19 protein-coding genes are annotated in these 23,017 nt (G+C 58.0%); all 19 read right to left on the bottom strand.

The genetic code is table 11. The features are described from left to right. Window positions 1-6 precede the first annotated feature (6 nt). Window positions 7-1,062: a cupin domain-containing protein gene (locus FJ145_05500; protein ID MBM4260883.1), complete on the bottom strand. Its 1,056-nt coding sequence runs from the start codon at window positions 1,060-1,062 to the stop codon at window positions 7-9. Beyond that, window positions 1,031-2,158, bottom strand: a complete 1,128-nt coding sequence (locus FJ145_05495) for an amidohydrolase (GenBank protein MBM4260882.1) — start codon at window positions 2,156-2,158, stop codon at window positions 1,031-1,033. The genes FJ145_05500 and FJ145_05495 overlap by 32 nt, the downstream gene beginning before the upstream one ends. 146 nt (window positions 2,159-2,304) lie before the next feature. Next, entirely contained in the window at window positions 2,305-3,447 is a 1,143-nt protein-coding gene (locus FJ145_05490; GenBank protein MBM4260881.1) for an amidohydrolase, read from the bottom strand. A 142-nt stretch (window positions 3,448-3,589) separates the two neighbouring features. After that, window positions 3,590-4,270 carry a hypothetical protein gene (locus FJ145_05485; GenBank protein MBM4260880.1) on the bottom strand — a complete coding sequence of 227 codons (681 nt, stop codon included), beginning with the start codon at window positions 4,268-4,270 and terminating at the stop codon, window positions 3,590-3,592. 218 nt (window positions 4,271-4,488) lie between these two features. Further along, the gene (locus tag FJ145_05480; GenBank protein ID MBM4260879.1) at window positions 4,489-4,740 is read right to left on the bottom strand and encodes a hypothetical protein; all 252 of its coding nucleotides are present in this window, start codon (window positions 4,738-4,740) and stop codon (window positions 4,489-4,491) included. Between the two features lie 28 nt (window positions 4,741-4,768). Then, window positions 4,769-6,079: a DUF2130 domain-containing protein gene (locus FJ145_05475; protein ID MBM4260878.1), complete on the bottom strand. Its 1,311-nt coding sequence runs from the start codon at window positions 6,077-6,079 to the stop codon at window positions 4,769-4,771. 681 nt (window positions 6,080-6,760) lie between these two features. After that, a complete protein-coding gene (locus FJ145_05470) occupies window positions 6,761-7,762 on the bottom strand; it encodes an amidohydrolase (GenBank protein MBM4260877.1) in 1,002 nt (333 codons plus the stop codon). A gap of 106 nt (window positions 7,763-7,868) precedes the next feature. Then, window positions 7,869-9,533: an amidohydrolase family protein gene (locus FJ145_05465; protein MBM4260876.1), complete on the bottom strand. Its 1,665-nt coding sequence runs from the start codon at window positions 9,531-9,533 to the stop codon at window positions 7,869-7,871. Between the two features lie 233 nt (window positions 9,534-9,766). Further along, the gene (locus FJ145_05460; protein ID MBM4260875.1) at window positions 9,767-11,266 is read right to left on the bottom strand and encodes a tripartite tricarboxylate transporter permease; all 1,500 of its coding nucleotides are present in this window, start codon (window positions 11,264-11,266) and stop codon (window positions 9,767-9,769) included. Window positions 11,267-11,382: 116 nt separating this feature from the next. After that, the gene (locus FJ145_05455; GenBank protein ID MBM4260874.1) at window positions 11,383-12,486 is read right to left on the bottom strand and encodes a hypothetical protein; all 1,104 of its coding nucleotides are present in this window, start codon (window positions 12,484-12,486) and stop codon (window positions 11,383-11,385) included. Between the two features lie 250 nt (window positions 12,487-12,736). Beyond that, complete coding sequence (locus FJ145_05450) at window positions 12,737-13,816, bottom strand: hypothetical protein (protein ID MBM4260873.1); 1,080 nt, start codon at window positions 13,814-13,816, stop codon at window positions 12,737-12,739. Between the two features lie 22 nt (window positions 13,817-13,838). Next, window positions 13,839-14,891 carry a hypothetical protein gene (locus tag FJ145_05445; GenBank protein ID MBM4260872.1) on the bottom strand — a complete coding sequence of 351 codons (1,053 nt, stop codon included), beginning with the start codon at window positions 14,889-14,891 and terminating at the stop codon, window positions 13,839-13,841. A gap of 44 nt (window positions 14,892-14,935) precedes the next feature. Then, window positions 14,936-16,033 (bottom strand): hypothetical protein, encoded by a 1,098-nt coding sequence (locus FJ145_05440; protein ID MBM4260871.1) that lies wholly within the window; start codon window positions 16,031-16,033, stop codon window positions 14,936-14,938. A 1-nt stretch (window position 16,034) separates the two neighbouring features. Beyond that, window positions 16,035-17,099: a hypothetical protein gene (locus FJ145_05435; GenBank protein ID MBM4260870.1), complete on the bottom strand. Its 1,065-nt coding sequence runs from the start codon at window positions 17,097-17,099 to the stop codon at window positions 16,035-16,037. Window positions 17,100-17,218: 119 nt separating this feature from the next. Then, window positions 17,219-18,250 carry a hypothetical protein gene (locus FJ145_05430; protein MBM4260869.1) on the bottom strand — a complete coding sequence of 344 codons (1,032 nt, stop codon included), beginning with the start codon at window positions 18,248-18,250 and terminating at the stop codon, window positions 17,219-17,221. A gap of 28 nt (window positions 18,251-18,278) precedes the next feature. Continuing rightward, on the bottom strand, window positions 18,279-19,316 hold the full coding sequence (locus tag FJ145_05425) for a hypothetical protein (GenBank protein MBM4260868.1): 1,038 nt from the start codon (window positions 19,314-19,316) through the stop codon (window positions 18,279-18,281). A 65-nt stretch (window positions 19,317-19,381) separates the two neighbouring features. Beyond that, window positions 19,382-20,413, bottom strand: coding sequence for a hypothetical protein (locus FJ145_05420; protein ID MBM4260867.1), 1,032 nt, complete (start codon window positions 20,411-20,413; stop codon window positions 19,382-19,384). A 169-nt stretch (window positions 20,414-20,582) separates the two neighbouring features. After that, complete coding sequence (locus FJ145_05415) at window positions 20,583-21,863, bottom strand: hypothetical protein (GenBank protein MBM4260866.1); 1,281 nt, start codon at window positions 21,861-21,863, stop codon at window positions 20,583-20,585. A gap of 12 nt (window positions 21,864-21,875) precedes the next feature. Continuing rightward, a complete protein-coding gene (locus FJ145_05410; GenBank protein ID MBM4260865.1) occupies window positions 21,876-22,940 on the bottom strand; it encodes a hypothetical protein in 1,065 nt (354 codons plus the stop codon). Between the last annotated feature and the right edge of the window lie 77 nt (window positions 22,941-23,017).

Raw genomic sequence — 23,017 nt, 5'->3', positions numbered from 1 at the left:
AAACTGCTATTCTCGAGTCTCTTCCCGATAAAACCCCAGGGCATCTAACACGGGTTTATCGCTCATGACAAATAGGAGCGCTGCGTCCTTCGATCGATTGGCGTGATTGTGCCATAGCCACTGTGGAATTGTGAACGAGTCTCCCTCGCTCCATTCGAACTTTGTGTCGCCGATCGTGGTGACACCGCTGCCACGGAAAACGTGGTAGATCATGCTGCTCGTATGATGGTGAGACTTGGTCTGCTCGCCGGAGCGGAGCATGTGAATTTCGCAAGACAGCGTTGGCAGGGTAGGCCCGCCGGTTACCGGGTTGATGTAGCGCAGCACAATGCCATCGCATGGATCGCCCGGGCGCTCGCCCAGCGCCATCAGCGCTTTCTCGGTGTCTTTCCAGCGGTAGCGGTAGGGTGGGGGTTGCACCGAATCCGCGCTGACCCACGCGGGCCGCGCCGGACCGAGCTCATGAATGGCGTAGTCACGCGGCTTAGAGACTTCTTGCTGCAGTGTTGGATACATGTCGCCGAAACCGATCTCGAAAAATTTTACCATCGGTAAATCTGTGCCGTCGATCCAGACGATGGGCTGCTTCGAACCGTTGAAGTGATCATGCCAGGTGCGGTTCGGCGTGGTGATCAGATCGCCTTTTGCCATCGGAAACGCTTCACCGTTGACCGTCGTCTGTGCGCCGCCGCCTAGGATGACAAAACGGATGGCACCCATCGTATGGCGATGCGCCTCGGCAACTTCGCCGGGTTTGACGAGCTGCACGCCCATCGCGAGGGTGTGGGTGGTGCGAAATTTATTGGGTGTGTGAAAGCCGATGAACCGGCGCGCCGTTTGTTCGAGGGTCAAGAGTTCGCCTGCTTTCATGAGGCCGCCATGGACATCCTGCCAGCGCCAAATGCAGGGCTCGTAGGAAGCTTTCGGTTCGTAGGTCTCCGAAATATTGCCGGCGTTCCAAAAGCCGAGCAGGTGTTTGTCCGCCAGTTCGCGGTTGAAATCATCTAGAGCGCTCATCTGCGATTCTCCTTCAAGCCGCAATTTTGTAGAGCTTGGCCGCATTGTCGCGTTGGATGCGCCGGCGTGCGTGGTCTTCCATCCCCGCAAAACGGCGATCGGTGAATTGCCGTGTGTCGGGCCAAGTAGAGTTCGCCGCGGGGAAATTGGTCGCCCAGAGAATGTTGTCGACGCCGACGTGGCGTGAGTTGATGTCAACTTCATCATACCAGGCGGTCAGATAGCACTGGCGGTGAAACATCTCCGATGGCTTGAGCTCGTAGTTGCAGTGGTCTTGTTCATATTGGTGATCCGCGTATTCGAGTAAATACGTGCCCCAGCCGATGCTGCTTTCGGCAAAGATGACTTTGAGCTTGGGGAAGCGCAATAGGATACGCGAGAACAGAATATTCGTCAGGTCGAAGACCGCACTCGCCGGGCGGATCGCCGCGCGCATGGCCGCAGCCAGCTCCGGTGCGATATGGGGCGGCAGCGGGAACTGAAACAAGTCCGGAGTCGAGCCGGCGCGAAAGCAGACGGGTACATCAAGGTCTTGGCAAGTTGCCCAGATGGGATCGTAGTCAGAAGCGTTGATGTGCGGCAGAGTGCCAAGCTGCATGGGTGCCGTGGGAAAAATCAGTCCGCGATGCCCCCGGCCAACCGCGCGGCGGATTTCCCCGACCGCTGCGTCTATGGGATGAATAGGGACGATGCTCTGCGGAATGAATCGTGAATTTTTCGCGTGCCACTCCTCGATCAGCCAGTCGTTGTATGCTTGCGCGCAGGCGAGCGCCAATTCTGGATCGGCAATAGCGCCGAAGCGCTCGCCGGAAAATCCGGCGAGGGTCGGGTAGAGAACGGAATAGGCGATGCCATCTTGGTCCATCGCTTCGCTGCGGGCTGCTGGCTCGTAGGCAGTTTTGGGAACATCGCTCCATTGCGTAGCCGCTATGGCGCGATCGTTGAGCAGCGCGCCGACGTTGAGCGTTTCCGAAAGGGGATACTTGCGACAATCGATGACCCAACAGTCTGAGCCGTCGGGAAGTTTCTCAACGTGTGGCATGCGCTCGGCGAATTTTACTTTCGACAATCGCCGGGTCCACAAGTCCGGTGGTTCAATGACGTGATCGACGGCGCTGATCAGAGACTCTCGTAGTGTCATGTTAAGAGCCAAGAATTTGGTTTGGGCCTTGGTGCGCACGGCGCACCTTACGAAGAGATTCGGAGGGCGGGTCTCAGACCCGCCCCTACAAAGTCCTTTAACTTTGCGCCCTCAGCGTCTCTGCGCGAGCCATTCCGAAGAAATTTCTAGCGCCGGTACAGCCTCTGGGCGTTGCCGTAGAGTAACTGCTTTCGTTCGTCTTCGACGACTCCCTGCAGCGACCGCTCGACAAACTTCCAAGACTCCGGGTACGTCGACGCGATGTGCGGGTAGTCGGACTCCCACATGATGTTGTCGATGCCGATGGCGTGGCGCAGCTCCATGCCGGCCTCTTCGTACCAGAAGTTCACATAAACTTGCTCGCGAATCACTTCGCTCGGTTTGCGATCCAAGCCGTGGCGCCAGAGCTGGCGCCGTTCCCATTCGTGATCGCAGGCGGCTTGCGCGCTGCTGACCGCGCCGATGCCGGTTTCGGCGAAGACCGATTTTAGTTTGGGAAACTTATAAGCGATGCCGGAGAAAATCATGTTCGGAATAATCTGCGCCGGCCATGCGGACGTCGGCACGGTGAACGCCGCGTGCTGTTGATAGGGCGTGTAGCCGTCCCATTCGGGAAAAGTCAGTTTGCGCGCCAGGCCGGCGGACGCGTGGTAGTGCACCGGCAATTCCGTCTCCTGGCATGCTTCCCAAAGGGGGTACCAATAGGGATCGCTGATGTGCGGTAGCGATTCGACCATGAGGCTCGGCAGCGCGAACATGACAATGCCGCGGTGGCCGCTCTGCGCCGCGTGGTTCACTTCTGCGACGCTGGTCTCCATGCCGCAGAGCAGGGGAATCATCGCCAACGCGATAAACCGGTCGCTGGTCTTGGCCCATTCGGCCGTCGAGTCGTTGTAGGCGCGAATGCAGGCGAGCTCGAATTCGCGATCGTTATATTGATGAAACGAGCTGGGGTCATTGGGAAAGAGAACCTCAGCGTCGATGCCGTCAGCATCGAGCGCCTTGAGTCGCTCCGCAGGTATCCAAGCTTTCGATGGGACCTCATCCCAGCGCTGCGGATAGAGATTGCGATCGGGATCGCCCATCACCGCGGGGCAGTTGACCACCCCGCGCGTGCGCAGCGGCTTGCCGTTGACAAACCAGCGATCGACTTGCTGGCCTTTGTTTTCTGCCTCTTTGATTTGCGGAATGCGGTCGCCAAACTTCGCCTTCGACATGCGATCGAGGAAGGCATTCTTATCGGTGACGATGTGGGAGTCGGCGCTGATCAGGCCGTGACGAATTTGCATTTGAGATCTCGGTGATTTATCGCCTGTTCACGAAATGAACTACGGAAGGGTGACAAGGAACAAATTCTTGCTCTGAACATAAGTCAAATCTGCCATCCGAAACACCCGAAACTCGCAACGCGAAACCCGAAACCGATTCCGATCAGTCCATCTCCGCCATGGCGCTCGCTACCGCGCCGTGAAAACAGCGCTCGATGGCAAGCGACTCTTCAGCGCCGCGCAGCACTTGCTGCACGGTTTGATGATCGACGACGTGGCGGTGAAAAACTTCCTGCAGCAAATCGGTATGGTCGACGTCGGCGATCAGATGCACTTGCACGTTCATGTCTTGCTGTTTTTTCTTGATGCCCAATTCTTTTTCTTGGCGTTCCACTAATCGCTGGGTAAGCGTGCCGCCGGTGACGATCTGGTCGTTGTTGCGCCGTTCGAGGATGTGCGAGCAGGCGAGGCCTTCAAGCCAGGGTGTTTCCCGCGCGCAGTGAAACCAGGCGTAGAACGCCGCGCGGGCGCCGGGGATCATGTCCGACTCTTTCTTTGTCCCTAGGTCTTCTTCGGTGACATGGGCTTTGCCCAGGCGCGGATCGAAAATCAGCTCTTCCTTCTCGTGCTCCCAAATCGCCCGTTTGACATCGAGCGGCGCCTTTGACGCCACCGCCGCCCAGCAGTCGCGCCGGTTATTACTGAAAAAACTCATGTGCAAATGGCGAAAGGCGAGACGCTCCGGGGTGAGAGGCACCTTCAGCATGCGCTGAATCTCCGGTGTCTGGTACCACTCGTTACACATCACGTTTAACTGCTTTTCGACTTCAGCCCAGCGGCTCATTTTTCCTCCAGATTGAAAGTTATGCGGCTGAAATCCACTCGGAGTCCTTCGACCAGCTCAGGACGAACGGAATCGGAGTTGAAATCGTCCAACGAGAATCCGTTCATGCTGAGCCGGTCGAAGCATTCTTGCGGTTTTTCAGTGGATTGAGGCTAGTTGGACTATACGTCCGCGTCGAAACGGCTGTCAAACCTTGTCGTGCCAACGGAGAGCGTGCGCTAGCGGAGGGCGCGCGCCATTTCGTAGTTCGAGAGCGTGGCGTCGTTTCGATAAGGTGTGATCTGGCCGGTCATGGCAAAGCCGAGCTTTTCGTAAAACTTGATTGTGCAGTTCGCACAGTTGGTTGAATAGGCGCCGCCCCATAGTCTCAGGGAGTCGGCGTCGAGGCGCCCCTGCGTCCACGCAGGTGCCGTTGCGGTGAAAATTGTGAACGCGGCCAGTGTTTGTGTGAGCACTTTTTTGTCAAGCATCGTAAGTGTACATCCCATCAGAGTGAATTTATTTTAACTTGAACAACCCCTGCTGTGGCTCGGGCTCAGTGTTGTCCACTTGACCTTCCAATAACCCTTGAAACTCCAAGCTGTCGATCGTGCCGAGGTTGCGTCCCGCGATGCCTTGGAAGTCTCCGTACATGCCGACGGTGGCCTGCATGACGCGCTCAATTTGTTCCTCGCGCTTGGCCCACTGGCGGTTGATCGCTTTGCGCTCCTTATCAAGATCGTCCTTCATGGACGAGAAAGCCTCGACGATGGCTTCGATGCGTTGGCGAAAGCGCGGGCCGGTTAGATACTGATAGACCATTTCCATTTTCGTTTGTTGACCCTGTGATGCTTGCCGCGCGCCGGCGACTTCGATCAGGGTTTGGCGCAGTGATAAGGCCACCGGCAATGCGACTTTCGGATCGGCGACCCAGATCCCGTCCATGAAGCCAAAGCTTTCGATGTCCTTGGGCAGCGCTTGGCTAATGATGATCGCGATCTCCGCCTTGGCCGCGCGCTGGTCCTCGCGCAGCTTGGGCAGCCAGCCCTCGCTCCAGTTTTTGGTTCGCTTCGATTCCCATAATATGGTGCCGCACACCTGATTGGCCGGGCCGACGACCCGCTGCAGCACGTCGCCGCCGAACTCGCCCTTGGGCACGGGTTGGATGGTGTCGCGAGGAAACTTTGACGTGAGCAGCGCTTCTAGCTCCAACTCTTGAACCTCTCCTTGCAATTGCTGCGAGCCTTGCTCGGCGCGCCGCTTGAGCTCTTCGATCTGCTTCTGCATAGCGGTAATGGTCTGGTCTTTTTCCAGAACCTTGAGTTTCAGTTCTTCTTCGGCGTCTTTCTTGGCTTTCTCGCGGGCGATTGCCAGATCGGCTTGCACCCGCTTTTCAATGGTTAGTTCCATCTCGCGTTTAGCGTCTTCCAGCTCACGTTGTTTGCGCAAAACCTCGGCTTGCGCCTGTTGGGCTTCCGCCAATTTTGCATCTCGTTGTTTCAGTATTTCTTGGAGCTCGGTGATTTCTTTGGTTCTCTGTGCGAGATCGTTGCCGAGGGCGAGCTTGGCTTTGTTCTGCTCTTCGGCGGCGATGCGGGTGCGTTCTTGCTGCATCCGTTGCGCCACTTGTTGGTCGAGTAATTCCTTTTCTTTTTGCAGGGCGACAACGCGCTCCTGGATCGCCTTTTCGCGCTTGGCGACATCGGCGTCTTTCATGGCCAGGCGCTGCTCGAACTGCCGGCGCACGTCGGCGAGCAGCGGCGCGGCGAGCGACTCGGTTAGCTTGATTTCATTTCTGCATTGCGGGCAGACAAGGGTAGGGTCGGCCATTAAGCTCTCCTGAGTAATGGGTTAGCTGCCAGACTAGCGCAGCCGTGCAGGGATACAAGCGTGATTGTGTTATGGGCGCGACCCGTCAGGCGCGCATGGTTAACGACAAGTGAAACAAGGCTACAGACCCATAGCGCTGTTACGACCAAGATGGGGTCGGCCGGTTTGTCCATCAAGCTGTAAGTGCCGCCGATGGCGTCGAGACCGGCGCCTTCTTTCAATGTGCTAGCCCGGACTATTCATCGCTGCGGCGCGATCGAAGTGAAACTCTTCCGGAGCGAAGGCAACAGATATCCGCTTCGACGCCGCCTTGTAGGGGCGACCGGCGGTCGCTGCTCTGCGAATCGCAGTGAAAAGGTCGAAGAGATGCCAAGCATCGGCGAATTAAACCGAACGATTTGCGCTGATGGCTTCGCTCCTCCAGAGTTCCACTTCGATCGACACAGTGTCATGGGTTTTCCTCGTCGCATGAATAATTCGGGCTAGTGTCGAGGATTCGCACCGGCAGCCCCTGTTCTTTGGCGTTGAGGGTGTCGTCGGACTGACTGAAGAGATAGAGGGCAAGCGCTTTTGTGCCAGCCAATCCAGGGCTTGGCGATAGTCGGAATCGAATGGCTCGCAGCACAGACGGTTCGGCGAAAAAGGGGCGACCGCTCGGTCGCCCCGCGTACGGCACAGAGTCTACAGCTTTAGCAAACGTTTGGCGTTGCCTTCCAGCAGCAGCATCTTATCGGCATCCGGAATGTCGAGCTGCTCGACTTTTTTCGCGGCGTCCCAATCACCCAAGTCATACGGATAGTCGGTCCCCACCATGATGTGATAGATGCCGCCCAGGCCGATCAAATATTTGATCGTGTCCAAGCGGTAGATCATGTCGTCGTAGTAGATATTTTTCAGATAGGCACTGGGTTGCATCTTGGCCTGCGCGGCGCGGGAGCCGGCGCGGACTTTCCAGCCCTGGTCGAAGCGGCCGAGGTGGTAGGGGAAGAAGCCGCCGCCGTGGAGGATGCACAGTTTTAGATTGGGAAAGCGATCGAACATGCCGCTGTAGGTCATGTAGCCGAAACACAACGCGCTGTCGGCGGGGTTGCCGCAGATGAGCTTTAGCCCATACGGGTTCATCTTGTCGGCGCCGGCGACGTCTTCGGGGTGCATGACGATCATCACGTCGAGTTCCTGGGCTTTGGCCCAGAAGGGGTCATATTTATCCGTGCCATAATAGTCGCCGTTGACGTTGGTGCCGATGTAGCCGCCTTTGAATTTCGAGTCGCGCACGGCGCGCTCCAACACTCTGGCGGCGCGCACCGGATCTTGCAGCGGCACGGAGGCCATGCCGACGAAGCGGTCGGGATATTTTTTTACTAGTTCCGCAATGCCGTCGTTGTAGACGTTGCACCAGTTCTCGCCCTGTTCGCCACTCAGGCGATAGCCCAGCGTCGCGGTGTGCGCTTCGAGCGCGGCCATGGCGAGCTTGGAGTCGGCCATCATCTTCAAGCGCTCATCGATGGCGGGCAGCTCGGGATGGAGGACGAACGGCGGGCCGCCGGCGAAGGAGAGCGAGCGGTTGCCGTCTTTTTCCGTGAGTGTGACACCCAAGTGCTGGCCGCGTTTCTTGGCTTCTTCGAGCAGCATTTCAGGGATGTAGTGATGATGAATGTCGATGGCGCAGGTTTTGATTACCATAGTGATTCTCTCGTAAGGCTGTGAACGATTCGAAAGATTCGCCGTCCTCCCGCCCTCTCCCAGCGGGAGAGGGCGGAGTAAGAGGGAAGAGGATCGATAGCGTGAACTAGTTAATGCAGAGCTGCTGGCGGCGCACTTTGCCGGGGAAGACGTCGTGGTTCTGGCCGTCTTCTACGACCGTCGTGCCATTGACGACAACCGCCTTCATTCCTGGCGGATGGCGCCGGACTTCGTTGGCGTCGACCATGTCCGGCAGTTTTTCGCTGACTAGATCGCCGATCTTGTCGGCATCGAAGACGGTCAAGTCGGCCGGCAGGCCTTCGCGCACGAGGCCGCGGTTTAGGCGCAGCTTCTTCGCCGGGTAGCCGGTCAGTTTGTGCACCGCGGCTTCCAGGCTCATGAGATTTTTCTCACGGCGCCAGTAGCCGAGTATTTTCGTCGGCGCGCCATGCCAGAAGAAGCGATCCAAGTGGGCGCCTACGTCGGTGCCGATCAGGCTGGTGTCGGACTTGATCATTTCGGCGAGCAGCTCGGGATGGGCATTGGCCAAGCCGTGATAGAGAATCTGCGAGTTGAAGTTGTCTTCGATCCAGAGGTCGAAGAAGGCGTCGACCGGTTCTTTTTCGGTGAGACGGGCGACGTCGACCAAATTCTTCTGTTCGAGTTTCTTCAACTCGGGTTTTTCCAAGTGCTCGAACACCACACGGTCCCAACCGTGCCATTCGGGGAATTCCAACTTGCCCTGGCAGGCGATGCGCTCTTGCTCGATCTTGCGACGCGTTGCTTGGTCCTGCAGCTTGGCTTTTAAGTCGGAAGAGTTTTTGATCGCTTCCCAGGTCGGCAGGCCGTTGAACAGGAAGCAATCGTCCAAGTTAAACCGGCGGATGTGCTGGTACGGAATCACGACGCCGTAGATATCTTGGCCGCGCTTCTGCGCTTCTTCCATGTACTTGATCGATGCCATGCCCGCTGCTTTGGCGCCGGGGCGGACGCGGAACTCGTTGCCGATCTGCAGCGCTTTGATCTTGGTGAGCATCTCGGGCACGCCGGATTCCGGCTGCAAGACCATCTGGAAGCCGTTGAACTGGAAGCAGCCGTTGTATTCCGCTGCGATGTTGGCGAGCTCGATGATTTCGTCGTGCTCAGCAAAGGTGCTCGGCGTGCCGGCGTGAATCGCTGGGCCGCCGCGCGGGCTGGTGGAAAAGCCGATGGCACCCAGCTCCATGCCTTCGCGCACCATGGCCTTCATGGCGTCCAACTCTTCGCGGTTGGCGGCGCGCTGGTAGGCGGCTTCACCCATGACGGTCAAGCGCACCGGCGAGTGGGGCATAAGCGGCAAACAGTTAATCGCGATTTTGCCTTCAAGATAGTTCAAGTAATCGCCGAAGGTGTTCCAGCGCCAGTCTTTGTCGTCGACATATTTGTCGAGCACTCGGCGCAGGTATTCGACCAGCACTTTGCGCGGCTCTGGCTTGGGCGGCACCGGCGCGCAGGAGGCGCCACAGTCGCCGATGACGATGCTGGTGACGCCGTAGTTCACCACCGGGTTGCCGTTCGGATACTGCACGACGAACGCATCCATGTGAGTGTGGGAGTCGACGAAGCCCGGCGCCACGATGTGGCCCTTGGCGTCGATCTCTTTTTTGCCGCCACCGAGGTTCTTGCCAATTGCGGTAATTTTGTCGCCATCGACCGCCACATCCGCCGCGAATCCCGGGCTGCCGCTGCCGTCAATCACCGTGCCGTTTTTGATGACTAAGTCATGAGCCATAATTGGGTGTCCTCCCTTCAGAACCGACCGATATTTGCATGGTTATCCCACCGATGATGAGTGGCTGTCAATGGCTAAGAACGCGTTTAGAGTCTGGGGTCAAGCGTCTGGCGTTTGTTGCGGCCGGAACTCGCAGATAATCCCTAAAATGAATCTGGCGTCCGAGTTCCGAAGAACCCTAGACGCCAGACGCTAAACGCTAGACGAGATGGAGCGGCAAGGTGCCGGGGCCTTCACACCGCGTCTTCCGGCCGTTCGTACTTGGCTTTGCCCATGCGCTCTTTGATCGTGGGGTAGGCAACGGTGAATATCGTCAAGGCGATTAAGCCCATGACCGTCGGGAAGAGCAGCCACTTGGCGCCGTAGGCCGCAGTCGAAATCCACAGATAGTTCTCGGCGATCTTGCCAAGCGTCAGGCCAAGGATCAGCGGCGGCCGCGGCCAGCCAAACTTCACCATGCAGTAGCCGATGACGCCGAAGATCAGCGTAACGATGATGTCGGCGAGATCGTTGTTGGCGGTAAACGAACCGATGAAAACCAGGAACATTAGGAATGGGATAAGCACCGAGCCGCGAATGAAAGTTAGCGCCGCTAGGTGATTGAGGATCAGGAAGCAAAGGGCGGCGACGATCAGGTTGGAGAGGATGAGCACCCAAACCATGGAGAACGTGACATCGAGGCGCGACTTGAGCATTTCCGGGCCAGGGTTCAAGCCAACGATCAACATCGCGCCCAAGAGCAGCGCCATGGAGCCGCTGCCGGGGATGCCAAATGCAATCGTCGGAATCAAATCGCCGCCGCGGGTCGAGTTGTTTGCCGCGCCGGGGCCGAGGAGACCTTCGACCGCGCCTTTGCCGGCGCGTGACTTGTCTTTCAGTCCCGACACCGCGTGGGCGTAGGAGATCCATTGAGCGACGTTGGCGCCGAGCACGGGCAAAACGCCAAAGTAGACGCCGATCAAGCTGCAGCGCACCACCAGCCAGAAATGGCGGAAGGTATCTTTGACGCCTTCCATGACGCCGGTCAATTTTTCTTGTTTGCCGCTGGCGATGCTGGTGCCGCGCACCGCCAAGTCGACGATCTCAGGAATGGCGAACATGCCGACGACCACCGGAATCAAGTCGAGACGGTCCCACAGATAGAGGGTGCCGAAGGTGTAGCGCAGCGAGCCGGTTTGTGGATCTACGCCGATGGCGGCGAGCATCAGACCTATGCCGCCGGCCAAGAGGCCTTTGATCAACGACGGACCAGCCAGCGTGCCGATGAACGTGATGCCCATGATGGCGATGATAAACAGCTCAGGAGAGCCGAATAGCAAAACCAGTGGGCGCATGATTGGAATCGATAATGCCAACGACAAAGCACCGATCACGGAACCGAGCACCGAGCTCATGATCGCCGCGCCGAGCGCGCGGCCGGCTTCGCCGTTCTTCGACATGGGATAGCCGTCGAGTATTAAGGCGGCTGAGGACCCCTCCCCGGGGATCCCAAACAAAATCGAGGTTAAATCGCCGGTGGTGCCGGTGACGGCGAGCATGCCGAGCAGAAAAGCGAACGCAGAGATCGGATCTTTGATCGAGTAGGAGAAGGGCAGCATCAGCGCCAACGTCGATAGCCCGCCGATGCCGGGAAGTAGACCGACAAAGAACCCGATGGCAATGCCGATCAGCATGTAGCCGAAGGCCGGCCATGCCACCGTTTTCCAGAATCCTATGACAAACGCTTCAAGCATGAAATCGCTCCTCGCCGCAGTGGGTGCGGCTCATGCTCATTACCGCATCTGGACGGAGGCGTCAACCGAAATTTGCAAAATTACCGCAGGTTTAGACAAGAATTCGCACCCGTCACTCATTGACTGAGCAGCCGTTTGATTGCGGCCGCAACATCGGCCGGTTGGTTGACGAGTTCTTTGGCCAGGGTTTCAAGCTCCGGTCCAAACACGGGCCGCGCTTCCCAGCCGCGCTTGGCGCTCTCGTCTTGAAATTCGGCATCGGCAAAAACTTTTTTCCACGCCTCGCGCAATATCTGGAGCCGCTCCGCCGGCACGCCGGGTGTCGTAACGATCGGCATGGAGCCGAAGCCCCACAGGCCTAAGTAAGTGTTGACCAGCCGGCGCTTGTTATCGGCGATCTTGTACTGATCCATCAGCTCGAAAATCGTCGGCACATCTGGGGCTTTGGCGTGGCGCTGCTTTTCCGTATGCAGCCACAGGCGCACGAAGCCCTTCTTGTGCCAACTGATGAATGGCTCGCGCGCGAAGAAACCGTCAATAGTGATGGCGCGGCATTGCACTTCGTTACGTTCCATCGCCAGGTCCTGATCGGCGCCGCCGGGGTAGCCGCTGATCACTTTAGACTTCATGCCCAGCGCTTCTTCGAGCAAACGCGGGATGTCGTAGCCGGTGCTGCCGACGCCGGTGGCCGAGCATTTGGGCGGATCGTTGGTTTGACGAAACTGCTCGATGGTTTTGATCGGCGAGTCGCTGCGCATGAACAGCACGTGGCCGGCGCGGTAGGGCGTGCCGATCCAGCCGTACTTAGGATAATCGAATTGCACCTCTTTGCGCCCGGTGATCTGCGCCATGATCAGCGCGCCGCCGAAGGAGCCGAGCGTCAATCCGTCGGGCTTGGCAATGTTGAACATATGATTGGCCGTGATCATCGAGCCGGCGCCCGGCATGTTTTGCACGAGAAAGGTCGGGTTGCCAGGAATGTACTTGCCCATGTAGCGCGTGTAGGTGCGCGCCCATTGATCGTGATTGTCGCCGGGTTGGTAGCCGACGATGACGCGGATGGTTTTGCCTTGATAGAATGGCGTCTGCGCCGCCACCGGTTCAAGGTTCAAGCCGCTCAACAGTTCAACCGTCAGAAAGACAAATCCGAAAAACTTGAGCGGTCGAACTGTGGGTTTCTGAGCGGTTCGACGGGAACGGTTGAACGAAAAAAGTCTCATGCGTGCCTCCGCATAAGTTTATTTCGCCAAGACCTAGGGTGGGTTGAGGTCCACCGATACCCACCGGGTTAGGAGACTGTGTCGCAATTGTCATTTTGAGCCGAAGGCGAAGAATCTGCATCAAGCAACTGCGCGGAAAAGCAGATCCTTGGCTGGCGCTCAGGATGACAAAGCGGAGAATTTTCACATTGCGACACAGTCTCCAAGGAGATGGGTATCGCTGCGCTCGACCCATCCTACGGTTGCTGCGCTAATGGCTCAAAATTCGTTTTAGCGCCGCGGCGACGTCGGGCGGCTGGTTCACTACTTCTTTGGCCAACGCTTGAAGCTCTTCGCCGCGCACCGGCTTTACTTCCCATTTGCGTTTCTTGAGCTCTTCTTCGAACTCGGCGTCTTTGAACATTTTTTCAAAGGCTTCGCGCAGGATTTTTAGACGATCGGCCGGGATGCCGGGCGACGACACGATGGGGCGGGAGCCGAAGCCCCAGATGCCCAGATAGGTTGTGACGAGCCGGCGCTTGGCGGCGGGAACTTTATATTGATCCATCAATTCATAGATCGTCGGCACTTCGGGCAGCTTAGGATTGCGCTTCTCTTCGGTTTGTAGCCAAACGCGGATGAAGCCCTTCTTTATCCAGGTGGAAAACGGTTCGCGACCGAAGAACGCGTCGATGGTGAAAGCGCGGCAGTGAATCTCACCCCGTTCCATCGCCAGGTCTTGATCGGCGCCGCCGGGGTAGCCGCTGATGACTTTGAACTTGAACCCGAGTGCCTCTTCGAGCAGACGCGGAACGTCGTAGCCCGTGCTGCCGACGCCGGTGGCCGAGCACTTCGGCGGATCGTTGCTGTTGCGCAGGTCTTCGAACGTCTTGTGCGGATTGTCGGTGCGCATGTAGAGCAAGTGGCCGCCGCGCTCCGGCGTCATCAGCCAGGAAAATTTCGGCCAGTCGAACTGCACTTCCTTGCCGCCCGTGAGTTGTGCCATGAAGAGCGCGCCGCCGAAGGAGCCCAGCGTCAAGCCGTCGGGCTTGGCGAGCTTGTAGACGTGATTGGCCGCGATCATCGAGCCCGCGCCGGGCATGTTCTGCACGACGAAGGTCGGGTTGCCGGGAATGTATTTGCCGAGAAAGCGCGCGTAGGTGCGCGCCCACAGGTCGTGCGAGTCGCCAGGCTGGTAGCCGACGATGAAGCGGATGGTTTTGCCTTGGTAGAAATCGGCCTGGGCGAATAGTGATTGAGGCGTCCAAGGGTTTAGAACTCCGAAGGCGATAACCAAAACACTGAGAATATTGATTAACCGGTTAGACAAGAAATTTACACCTTGTGTCATTGTCCGATCTTTTCGCTTAAAGTTATTTCGCCAACAATTTTTTCAACCACTCCACCACTTCCGGCGGTTGATCTATTACTTCTTTTGCCAGCGCTTGTAAATCCTCGCCGGCGGTGGGGCGGATTTCCCAGCGGGCTTTTTTCGCTTCGGCCAGAAATTCCGGATCTTTCATCGTCTTGCTGAAACCTTCGCGCAGTGTCGCCACGCGCTCGGCCGGAATATCCGGTGTGGCGAGGATCGGCCAGGCGCCAAAGCCGCCGACGCCGAGGTAGACGAGCATTTGCCGGCGCTTGACCTCCGGCGTCTTGTGCTGCTCCATCAACTCGAAGATCGTCGGCACGTCGGGAATACGCGGATTTCTCTGGCGCGAAGTCTGGAGCATGATGCGCACCACGCCGGTTTTGTACCAGGTTTGAAACGGCTCGCGGGCGAAGAACGCGGCGATGGTGATGGCGCGGCAGATCGCTTCGCCGCGCTCGATGGCCAGGTCCATCTCGGCGCCGCCCGGGTAGCCGGTGATTAGATTGAACTTCAAGCCGATCATCTCATCGAGCAGCTTGGGCACGTCGTGGCCGCTGGTGCCGACGCCGGTGGCGGCGCATTTGGGCGGCTCCTTGGCATTGCGAATGTCGTCGAGAGTCTTGTACGGCGAATCGGCACGCATGAACAATAAGTGGCCGTTGCGCTCGGGTGAGCCGATGAAGTTAAAGCGCGGCCAGTTGAACCGGACTTCTTTGCTGCCGATCAACTGCGCGTAGTAAAGCGCCGGCGACGGCGAGCCGAGCGTTAGGCCATCGGGCTTAGCGACGTTGTAGACATGATTGGCCGCAATCATACCGCCCGCGCCCGGCATGTTTTGCACCAGGATGTTGGGATTGCCGGGAATATGCTTGCCCATGTGGCGCGAGTACGCGCGCGCGAAAAGATCATGGGTATCGCCCGGAAGATTGCCGACGATGATGCGGATGGTTTTGCCTTGATAAAAGTTTGCTTGCGCCAGGGCTGCTCCGGGACCGCAAAACCCAAAGACCAAGAGGAAGAGCAGGTTGCATACTGCGACGACGCCATATCTCATGCGCAAGCCCTCCGACAATCCAAAATCGAAAATCCAAAATTGAGCTACTCCCGTCCCAGCACCCACTTCATACGCTCGATGACTTCCTTGGGTTGGTTCATCACTTCTTTCGACAACGTTTGCAGCTCATCGCCTTTGGTTGCGTCGATCTCCCAATTTTGTTTGGTCGCTTCGGCGATGAGCTCGGGGTCCGCAAGCGCTTTGGCATAGGCATCGCGCAGGATCTTTACGCGATCCGCCGGCACGCCGGGGGCTACCCCGATGGGGCGGCCCAACGTTGCCGCAGTTAAAATCACTTTGGCGATGCGGCGGCCGGATTCAGTAGTCTTGTGCTGCTGCATCAGCTCATTTAGCGTCGGTGAGTCTTTTAAACGCGCATCGCGCTTGGCGCCAGTCTGCACCAGGACGCGGACGTAACCCGATTTGTGCCAGCGCCGGTAGGGCTCGCGGCCGAAGTACGTGGCCAACAGCGGCGACCAGCAAAAGACTTCGCCGCGCTCGATGGCGAGCTCGATATCTCCCGCACCGGGGTAGCCGGCGACGATCTGGGTTTTGATGCCCAAAGTTTCTTCGAGCAAACGCGGAATGTAATGACCGGTGCTGCCAGTGCCGGTGCTGCCGCATTTGGGCGCCGCTTTTGCGGCGCGCCAGTCGTCCATCGATTTGATTGGCTGATCGGCGCGCATGTAGGAGACCACGTCGTTTTTCTCCGGCGAACCGATCCAGTTGAACTTGGCCCAGTCGAATTTGACTTCCGAACGCCCGACCAATTGATCGAAGTAAAGCGCCGGATTCACTGCAGCCAACGTCAGACCGTCAGGCTTGGCGACGCCGTAGACATAATTGGCGCCGATGATATTCCCGGCGCCCGGCATATTTTGCGTAACAATGGTCGGATTGCCGGGGATGTACTTGACCATGTAGCGTCCCGCGAGCCTGGCCCAAAGATCGTAGCCGCCGCCGGTCGTGGAGGCGACGACCATGGTGATGGTTTTGCCTTGATAGAAGGGCGGCGCCTGCGCCGCCGCCCGTTCAAGGTCTAACGGGTTCAACAGTTCAAAGCCAAGCACCACGAGCAAAAGTACGAATTTACCAACGCGGTATCGGATTGCAGGGACCTTGGCAGATAATCCAAAATTCATCTCAGTTTCCCAACACCGCCTTCATTTTTTCGATCACTTCCTTTGGCTGCGACGTCACTTCCTTGGCGAGCTTTTCCATCTCCTCGCCGGTGACGGCATCGATCTCCCAGCGCTGCCGTTTGGTTTCGGCGATCAGCTCGGGGTCTTTGAGGGTTTTCTGATAGGCCTCGCGCAAGAGCTTCAAACGATCGGGAGGCGTTCCTGGCGGCACGGCGATCGGCCGGCCTAGGGTGGCAGCGACGAAGATAACTTTGGTGAGCCTCCTGCCTTCGTCGGGGGTTTTGAACTGATCCATCAACTCCCAAATGGTCGGCACATCGCCGAGGCGGGGATCGCGTTTGGTGCCGCTCTGCATGATCACGCGAACGAAACCTTTTTTGTGCCACGAGACGTAGGGCTCGCGGCCGAAGTAGGTCGCAATCAGCGGCGACCAACAGTGGACTTCGCCGCGCTCCACCGCAAGATCGATTTCCGAACCGCCCTGGTAGCCGCTGACGACCACGTGTTTGGTTCCCAGCACCGCGTCAAGCAAACGCGGAATGTAAAATCCTGTGGTGCCGGTGCCGGAGCTGCCGCAGCGCGGCGGCTCCTTGGCCTTGCGGATGTCGTCGATGGATTTGTAGGGAGAGTCGGCGCGCATGTAGTGCATGATCGCATTTTGTTCCGGCGAGCCGACCCAGCCGAACTTGGCGAAGTCGAATTTGACTTCCTTGCGCCCGACCAGTTGGTCGAAGTAGAGCGCCGGCAAAAGTGCGCCGAGGGTGAGGCCGTCAGGCTTGGCGACGCCGTAGATGTAATTCGCCGCGACGATGGAGGCCGCGCCCGGCATGTTCTGCACCAGAATGGTCGGGTTGCCGGCAATATGCTTGCCGAGATGGCGCGCCAGCACCCGTGCCCAGAGATCGTAGCCGCCGCCGGTGGAGGAGCCGACAACGATGGTGATGGTCTTACCCTGATAGAAGGGCGTCTGGGCCGACGCCTGTTGAAGGTCCGACCGGATCGGAAAGAGGGCCGCGAAAAAAAAGAGCGAAGCGGTTAGCTTCGCTCTTGGGTGGTTTGTCGGCATGGGAAATTGGTCCTGTGCTGTTAGTTCCCCTCACCCTAACCCTCTCCCGCGAGGGGAGAGGGGATAAGAAAATTCGTGAGGGGGGTCTGCGTCATTAGCACGATCCGTCGACGATGCAACTACATGCCGATCAATTTTTTCACCCGCTCGACGATATCCGGCGGTGTGGCCATGACTTCTTTGGCTAGCTTGTCCAGCTCCGCGCCGGCTTCTGCGTCGATGTCGAGCCGGCGCCGTTTTGCTTCGGCGAGGAACTCAGGATCGGCGACGGTCTTGTTGAAGGCATCACGCATGATCTTTACCCGGTCGGCCGGCACGCCTGGTGGAAAGACCAGCGGCCGGCCAAACTCATCGGAGGCTAGAACCGTTCTCGCGAATCGGCGCGTCGCTTCCGGCGTCTTGTAGCGATCCATCAGCTCGTTGAAAAGCGGTACGTTCTTCAACCGTTCATCGCGCTTGCTGCCGGTCTGATACAAGACGTTGACGAAGTTTTTCTTACGCCAGGTAATGAAGGGCTCGCGGGCGAAAAACGCGTTGATCGTAAACGCCCGGCACTGCACCTCGCCGCGCTCGACGGCGAGATCAATGTCGGAGCCCGAGACATATCCCGAGACAATGTCGAACTTGGTGCCGAACGCCTCTTCCATGAGCTTGGGCATGTAGTAGGCCGACGATGTAACGCCCGTGGCGCCGCATTTAGGCGGCGAGGACGCAGTGCGAATGTCTTCTACCGACTTGTAGGGCGTGTCGGCGCGCATATACATGAGGCTCGCCGAGCTCACGGGGCTGCCGATCCAGATGAACTTGCTCCAGTCGAACTTGACTTCCGGCCGCCCCACCAGCTGCTCGAAAAAAAGCGCCGGATAGGTTGCCGCGAAAGTCAGACCGTCCGGCTTCGCAGTGTTGTAAAACTGATTGGTGCCGATCAAGCCCGCCGCCCCCGCGACGTTCTGAACGATGATGTTCGGCGCGCCCGGCATGTGTTTGGGCAGATACTCGGCGAGGAGTCGCGGATATAAGTCATACACATCGCCAGCTTTAGCAGCGACAATGATGGTGACGTTCTTGCCTTGGTAAAAAGGCGTCTGGGCTTGGGCCAGCGAGCCGACGCACAGGATCGAAAGCATTGACAAAAAAAATAATTTTTTCACGGCAACGATTCTCCTTACTGTGGTCAATTTAACCGTCTCCCAATAGCTTCTTCATCCGCCCCACCACGTCCGCCGGCGTGGCCATCACGTCTTTTGCCAACTGCTCCATTTCATCATACCAGGTCGGGTCGATCTCCAGCTTGCGCTTCTCCGCTTCCGCCAAGAACGCAGGGTCCGTCAATACTTGCTTGAAGGAGTCGCGCAGAATTTTCAAGCGGTCGGCGGGGATGCCCGGCGCGGCGACGATGGGACGGCCGAAATCGCCGGAGGCCAAGATCACCTTGGCGAGCCTTCTGCCGGCGTCCGTGGTTTTGTATTTGTCCATGAGCTCATAGATCGTCGGCGTATCTTTGAGGCGCGGATCGCGCTTGGTGCCGGTTTGAATGATCACGTTGACGAAGTTGCGCTTGCGCCACGAGATGAATGGTTCGCGGGCATGGAAGGCGGTAATCGTAAATGCCCGGCATTGGATTTCGCCGCGCTCCACGGCGAGATCTATATCCTGTCCGGCCTGGTAACCCGAGACGATATCGAACTTGGTGCCGAGCACTTCCTCCATCAGCTTGGGCATGTAGTAGCCGGTGGAAGCCACACCGCTGGCGCCGCACTTGGGCGCGGTCTTGGCGGCGCGCACATCGTCGGTGGTTTTGTAGGGTGTATCGGCGCGCATGTACATGAGATGGTTCGAGGTCACCGTGCTGCCGATCCAGGGCTGTTTGGACACATCGTATTTCACTTCCGGCTTTTTCATGAGCTGGTCGAAATAGAGCGCTGGATAGATGGCGCCGAGGGTCAGGCCATCGTTTTTGGTGTTGTTGTAGACCTGGTTGGCGGCAATCAGCGACGCCGCGCCGGCGACGTTCTGGATGATGAAGTTGGGATTGCCGGGGATGTACTTGGGCCAGTACTCGGCGACCAGGCGCGGATAGAGATCGTAGACATCGCCGGCCTTGGTGCCGACAATGATCGTTATGGTTTTGCCCTTGTAAAAAGGTTCCTGTGCATGAACCCGAGACGCCGCAACGAACAAGACCGCCAAAGCGATCAACCGTGCCATTCGTTTCATTACATAACCTCCAGTAAAAGGTCGGTTCGACGCGACAACTCTGCCACAACCAAAGTCCTAGTCAACTAATTTCCCAAAAGCTTCTTGACCCGGGCGACGACATCCGCCGGCTGATTCATCGTCTTGGTGACCAGCTTCTCCAGATTCTCGCCGCTCTCGGGATCGACATCCATTCTCTGCTTCTTCGCTTCGTCCAGCAGCTCGGGGTCCTTCATCGACTGTTCGAAGGCCTGGCGCAGCGCTTGGACATGGGCGGGGTTGGTGCCAGGGCCGGCGACGATGGGCCGGCCAAACTCTTCGGCGGCAAGAATCACTTCGGCGACCCGGCGCCGGTCTTCGGAGACTTTTTCTTTGTCGAAGATTTCATACAGCGTCGGCACGTCGGGCAGCCGCTTGTCGCGCTTGTTGCCGGTGAAAAACAGCACCCGAACGAAATTCTTTTTCTGCCAGGAGAGAAACGGCTCGCGGCCGAAGAACGGCGAAGCGGTCATGCCGCGGCACTGGACTTCGCCTTTTTCCACCGCGATGTCGATCTCTGCGCCGCCCGGATAGCCCAGAATGGTGTTGATCTTGGTCGGCGGCAGCGTCTCTTCCAAAAGCCGACCGAGTATATAGTCGCTGCTCACCGTGCCGGTGGCGCCGCATTTGGCGGGCTCCTTGGCGGCCTTTACATCCTGAATGGTCTTGAACGGTGAGTCGCTGCGCACGTAAAAGATCATCGGTTCGGTGACCGGCGAGCCGATCCAGGCGAATTTCTTGACGTCGTATTTGACCTCGGCGCGGCCGATCAGTTGGTCGAGGTAGATGGCGTTACTGGGAAAAGCGATGGTCAGCCCGTCAGATTTGGCGACGCTGTAGACGTAGTTGGTTGCCACCACCGAACCTGCACCGGGCATGTTCTGAACAATGAACGCAGGGTTGCCTGGGATATACTTGGGCATGTAGCGCGCGAGCAGCCGCGCCCAACGGTCGTAAAAACCGCCGCTGGTAAAGCCGACGACGATCCTAACTTGTTTGCCTTGGTAGTAGGGGGTCTGGGCGGGAAGCTTTGCTGCACCTAAGAGCAACAGGGTGATGGCTAGAATCGCAACTCTCATCGGAACTCCTTGGCAGATTCTACGGAAAAACCGAAGAATGCTTCGACAGGCTCAGCATGAACGGATTTTTTCACAAACGAGTTCAACTCCGATTCCGTTCGTCCTGAGCTTCGTCGAAGGACTCCGGATGGCTCTTCGGTACATCGTCCATTTTAGAACCCGAAAACCTTCATTCAAGAATCTTTCTCACCCGCTTAATCACCGCCGGCGGCTGGTTGAGCACTCGTTTCGCCAGCGCATCCAAATCCTCACCTCTCACCGGCTCGACATCCATGCGCGACTTTTTAGCCTCCGCCAAAAGCTCATGGTTGCTGATAGCTTTGACGTAGGCCTCGCGGAGCATCTTCACTCGATCGGCCGGAACGCCCGGCGCGACCAGCATCGGCCGGCCAAAGTCGCCGCCGCGCAGGATGACATCGGCGACGCGGCGGCTCTCCTCCGGTGTTTTCTCGGCGTCGAAGATCTCATAGATGGTCGGCACGTCAGCCAGGCGCGGGTCGCGCTTTTCGGCGGTCTGCAAGATATGGCGGTCGAAACCTTTCTTGTGCCAGCTATCGAACGGTTCACGGCCAAAATGGGGTGCGATGGTCATGCCGCGGCATTGGACTTCGCCCTTTTCGACGGCGATATCGATCTCGTTGCCACCGGCGTAGCCCAGGATGGAGTTGATCTTAACGCCGAGGGTGTCTTCCAGAACTTTGGCAATCAGGTAGTCGGCGCTGGCGGTGCCGGAGGCGCCGCACTTGGGCGGCTCGGCGAGCTTACGCATGTCTTGAATCGTCTTGAACGGCGCGTCGGCGCGGGCGTAAAGCACGATGTCGCTTTTCTCCGGCGAGCCGATGAAGTGCATTTTCGTCACGTCGAACTGGACTTCTGTGCGGCCAGCGAGCTGATCGAGGTAGACGCCGTAGTTAGGCATGACCAAGGTGAGGCCGTCGTGTTTGGCGACGCCGTAGACATGGTTCATGGCGATCATCGAGCCGGCGCCCGGCATGTTTTGCACGATGAAGTTCGGGTGGCCGGGAATGTAAAGCGGCATGAACCGCGCGAGCAGCCGCGCCCAACGGTCGTAGAAACCGCCGGGCGTCAAGCCGACGACGATGCGGACGGTTTTCCCTTGGTAGAATGGCGTCTGCTGGGCCGACGCCGATTCAAGGTGCCAAGGATTCAAAAGCGCGAGAGCTAACCCCAATCCGACGATAATTTGGCTTAAGGCGCAACGGCCGAGTTCCCTCGCCCCTTGGGAGAGGGTTAGGGTGAGGGCTGTTTCGAAGCGCGACAGGATCGTGCCACAGCGTGCCCTCACCTCTATCCTCTCCCAGAGGGCGAGGAAGTCGGAAATCGCTGCGTTCACTATGGATGCAAACTTTTGTCGGTTCAGGGCTAACAGTGGAGCGAGTGTGAAGACGTTGAACGGTTGAACAGTTGAACGGTTGAACGGAAATTTCATTCCCAGATCTCCTCACTGCGTCAAAATCTTTTTCACCCGTTCATTAACATCGCGCGGCTGGCCCATTAGTTCCCTCAGCAGACTATTGAGCTCTTCGCCAGAAGTGTACTCCATATCCATTTGGCCTTTTCTAGCTTCCTCGATGAGCCCTGGGTCGCGCATGGCACGCGCATAAGCATCGCGCATGAGCTTTAGATGCTCGGGCTTGTTGCCCGGTCCCATGACCATGGGCCGGCCGAATTCGCCACTAGCCAAGATGATGCGCGCCGTACGGCGCACGACTTCGGGCGTCTTATACTGGTCCATCACTTCGGTTAGGGTCGGGACATCGCTCATGCGCGGGTCGCGCTTGGTGCCGCTTTGAATGATGTGCCGGTCAAAGCCTTTCTTGTGCCAGGTGTCGAAGGGCTCCCGGCCAAAGTGGGGGGCTATGTCCATGCCACGGCAGACGATCTCGCCGCGCTCCACGGCGATATCGACCTCGGTGCCGCCCTGGTAACCGGTAACCGTGTGCATCCGCGCTTTGAATGCCTCGTCCATAATTTGCGCCAGCAGGTAGCCGGTGCTGGCCGTGCCGGTGGATCCACACTTGGGCGGCTCCTTGGCTTTGATGATATCGTCGACGCTTCTGAAGGGCGTATCAGCGCGGAAATAGAGCATGACCGGCGCTTTTTCCTGGGTGCCAATGAACTCGAACTTGCGCACGTCGAATTTTACCTCAGGCCTGCCGGTTAACTGATCCAAATAGAGGCTGTTAATGGGTACCAGGAGTGTCAACCCATCCGGTTTGGCGATGTTGTAGACGTAATTGGCGGCGATCACCGAGCTAGCGCCCGGCATGTTTTGCACGACGAAGTTAGGATTGCCGGGGATATACTTGGGCATGTAGCGCGACAGCAGCCGCGCCCAGCGGTCGTAAAAGCCGCCCGGTGTGAAGCCGGTGACGATGCGTACGGTTTTGCCGGCGTAATAGGCGTCGGTCTGGGCATGCAGCGAGGGTGCGATGCCGAGAGCAAGCGTCAAACACGCAACGGCGAGCCAGCCGGCGCGATATATGAAATTTCGAGACCGATGCATCGAAGACACCTCCCCCTCGGTAGGGTCACTTTAAACTTTCAAACTCTTTAGACAAGCGGGAATGATGGAAATCGATC

The organism is Deltaproteobacteria bacterium (assembly GCA_016874755.1).
Lineage (GTDB): Bacteria > Desulfobacterota > Binatia > UBA9968 > UBA9968 > DP-20.
The sequence above is the reverse complement of the archived record's forward strand: the minus strand, read 5'-3'. Positions and strand labels throughout refer to the sequence as shown.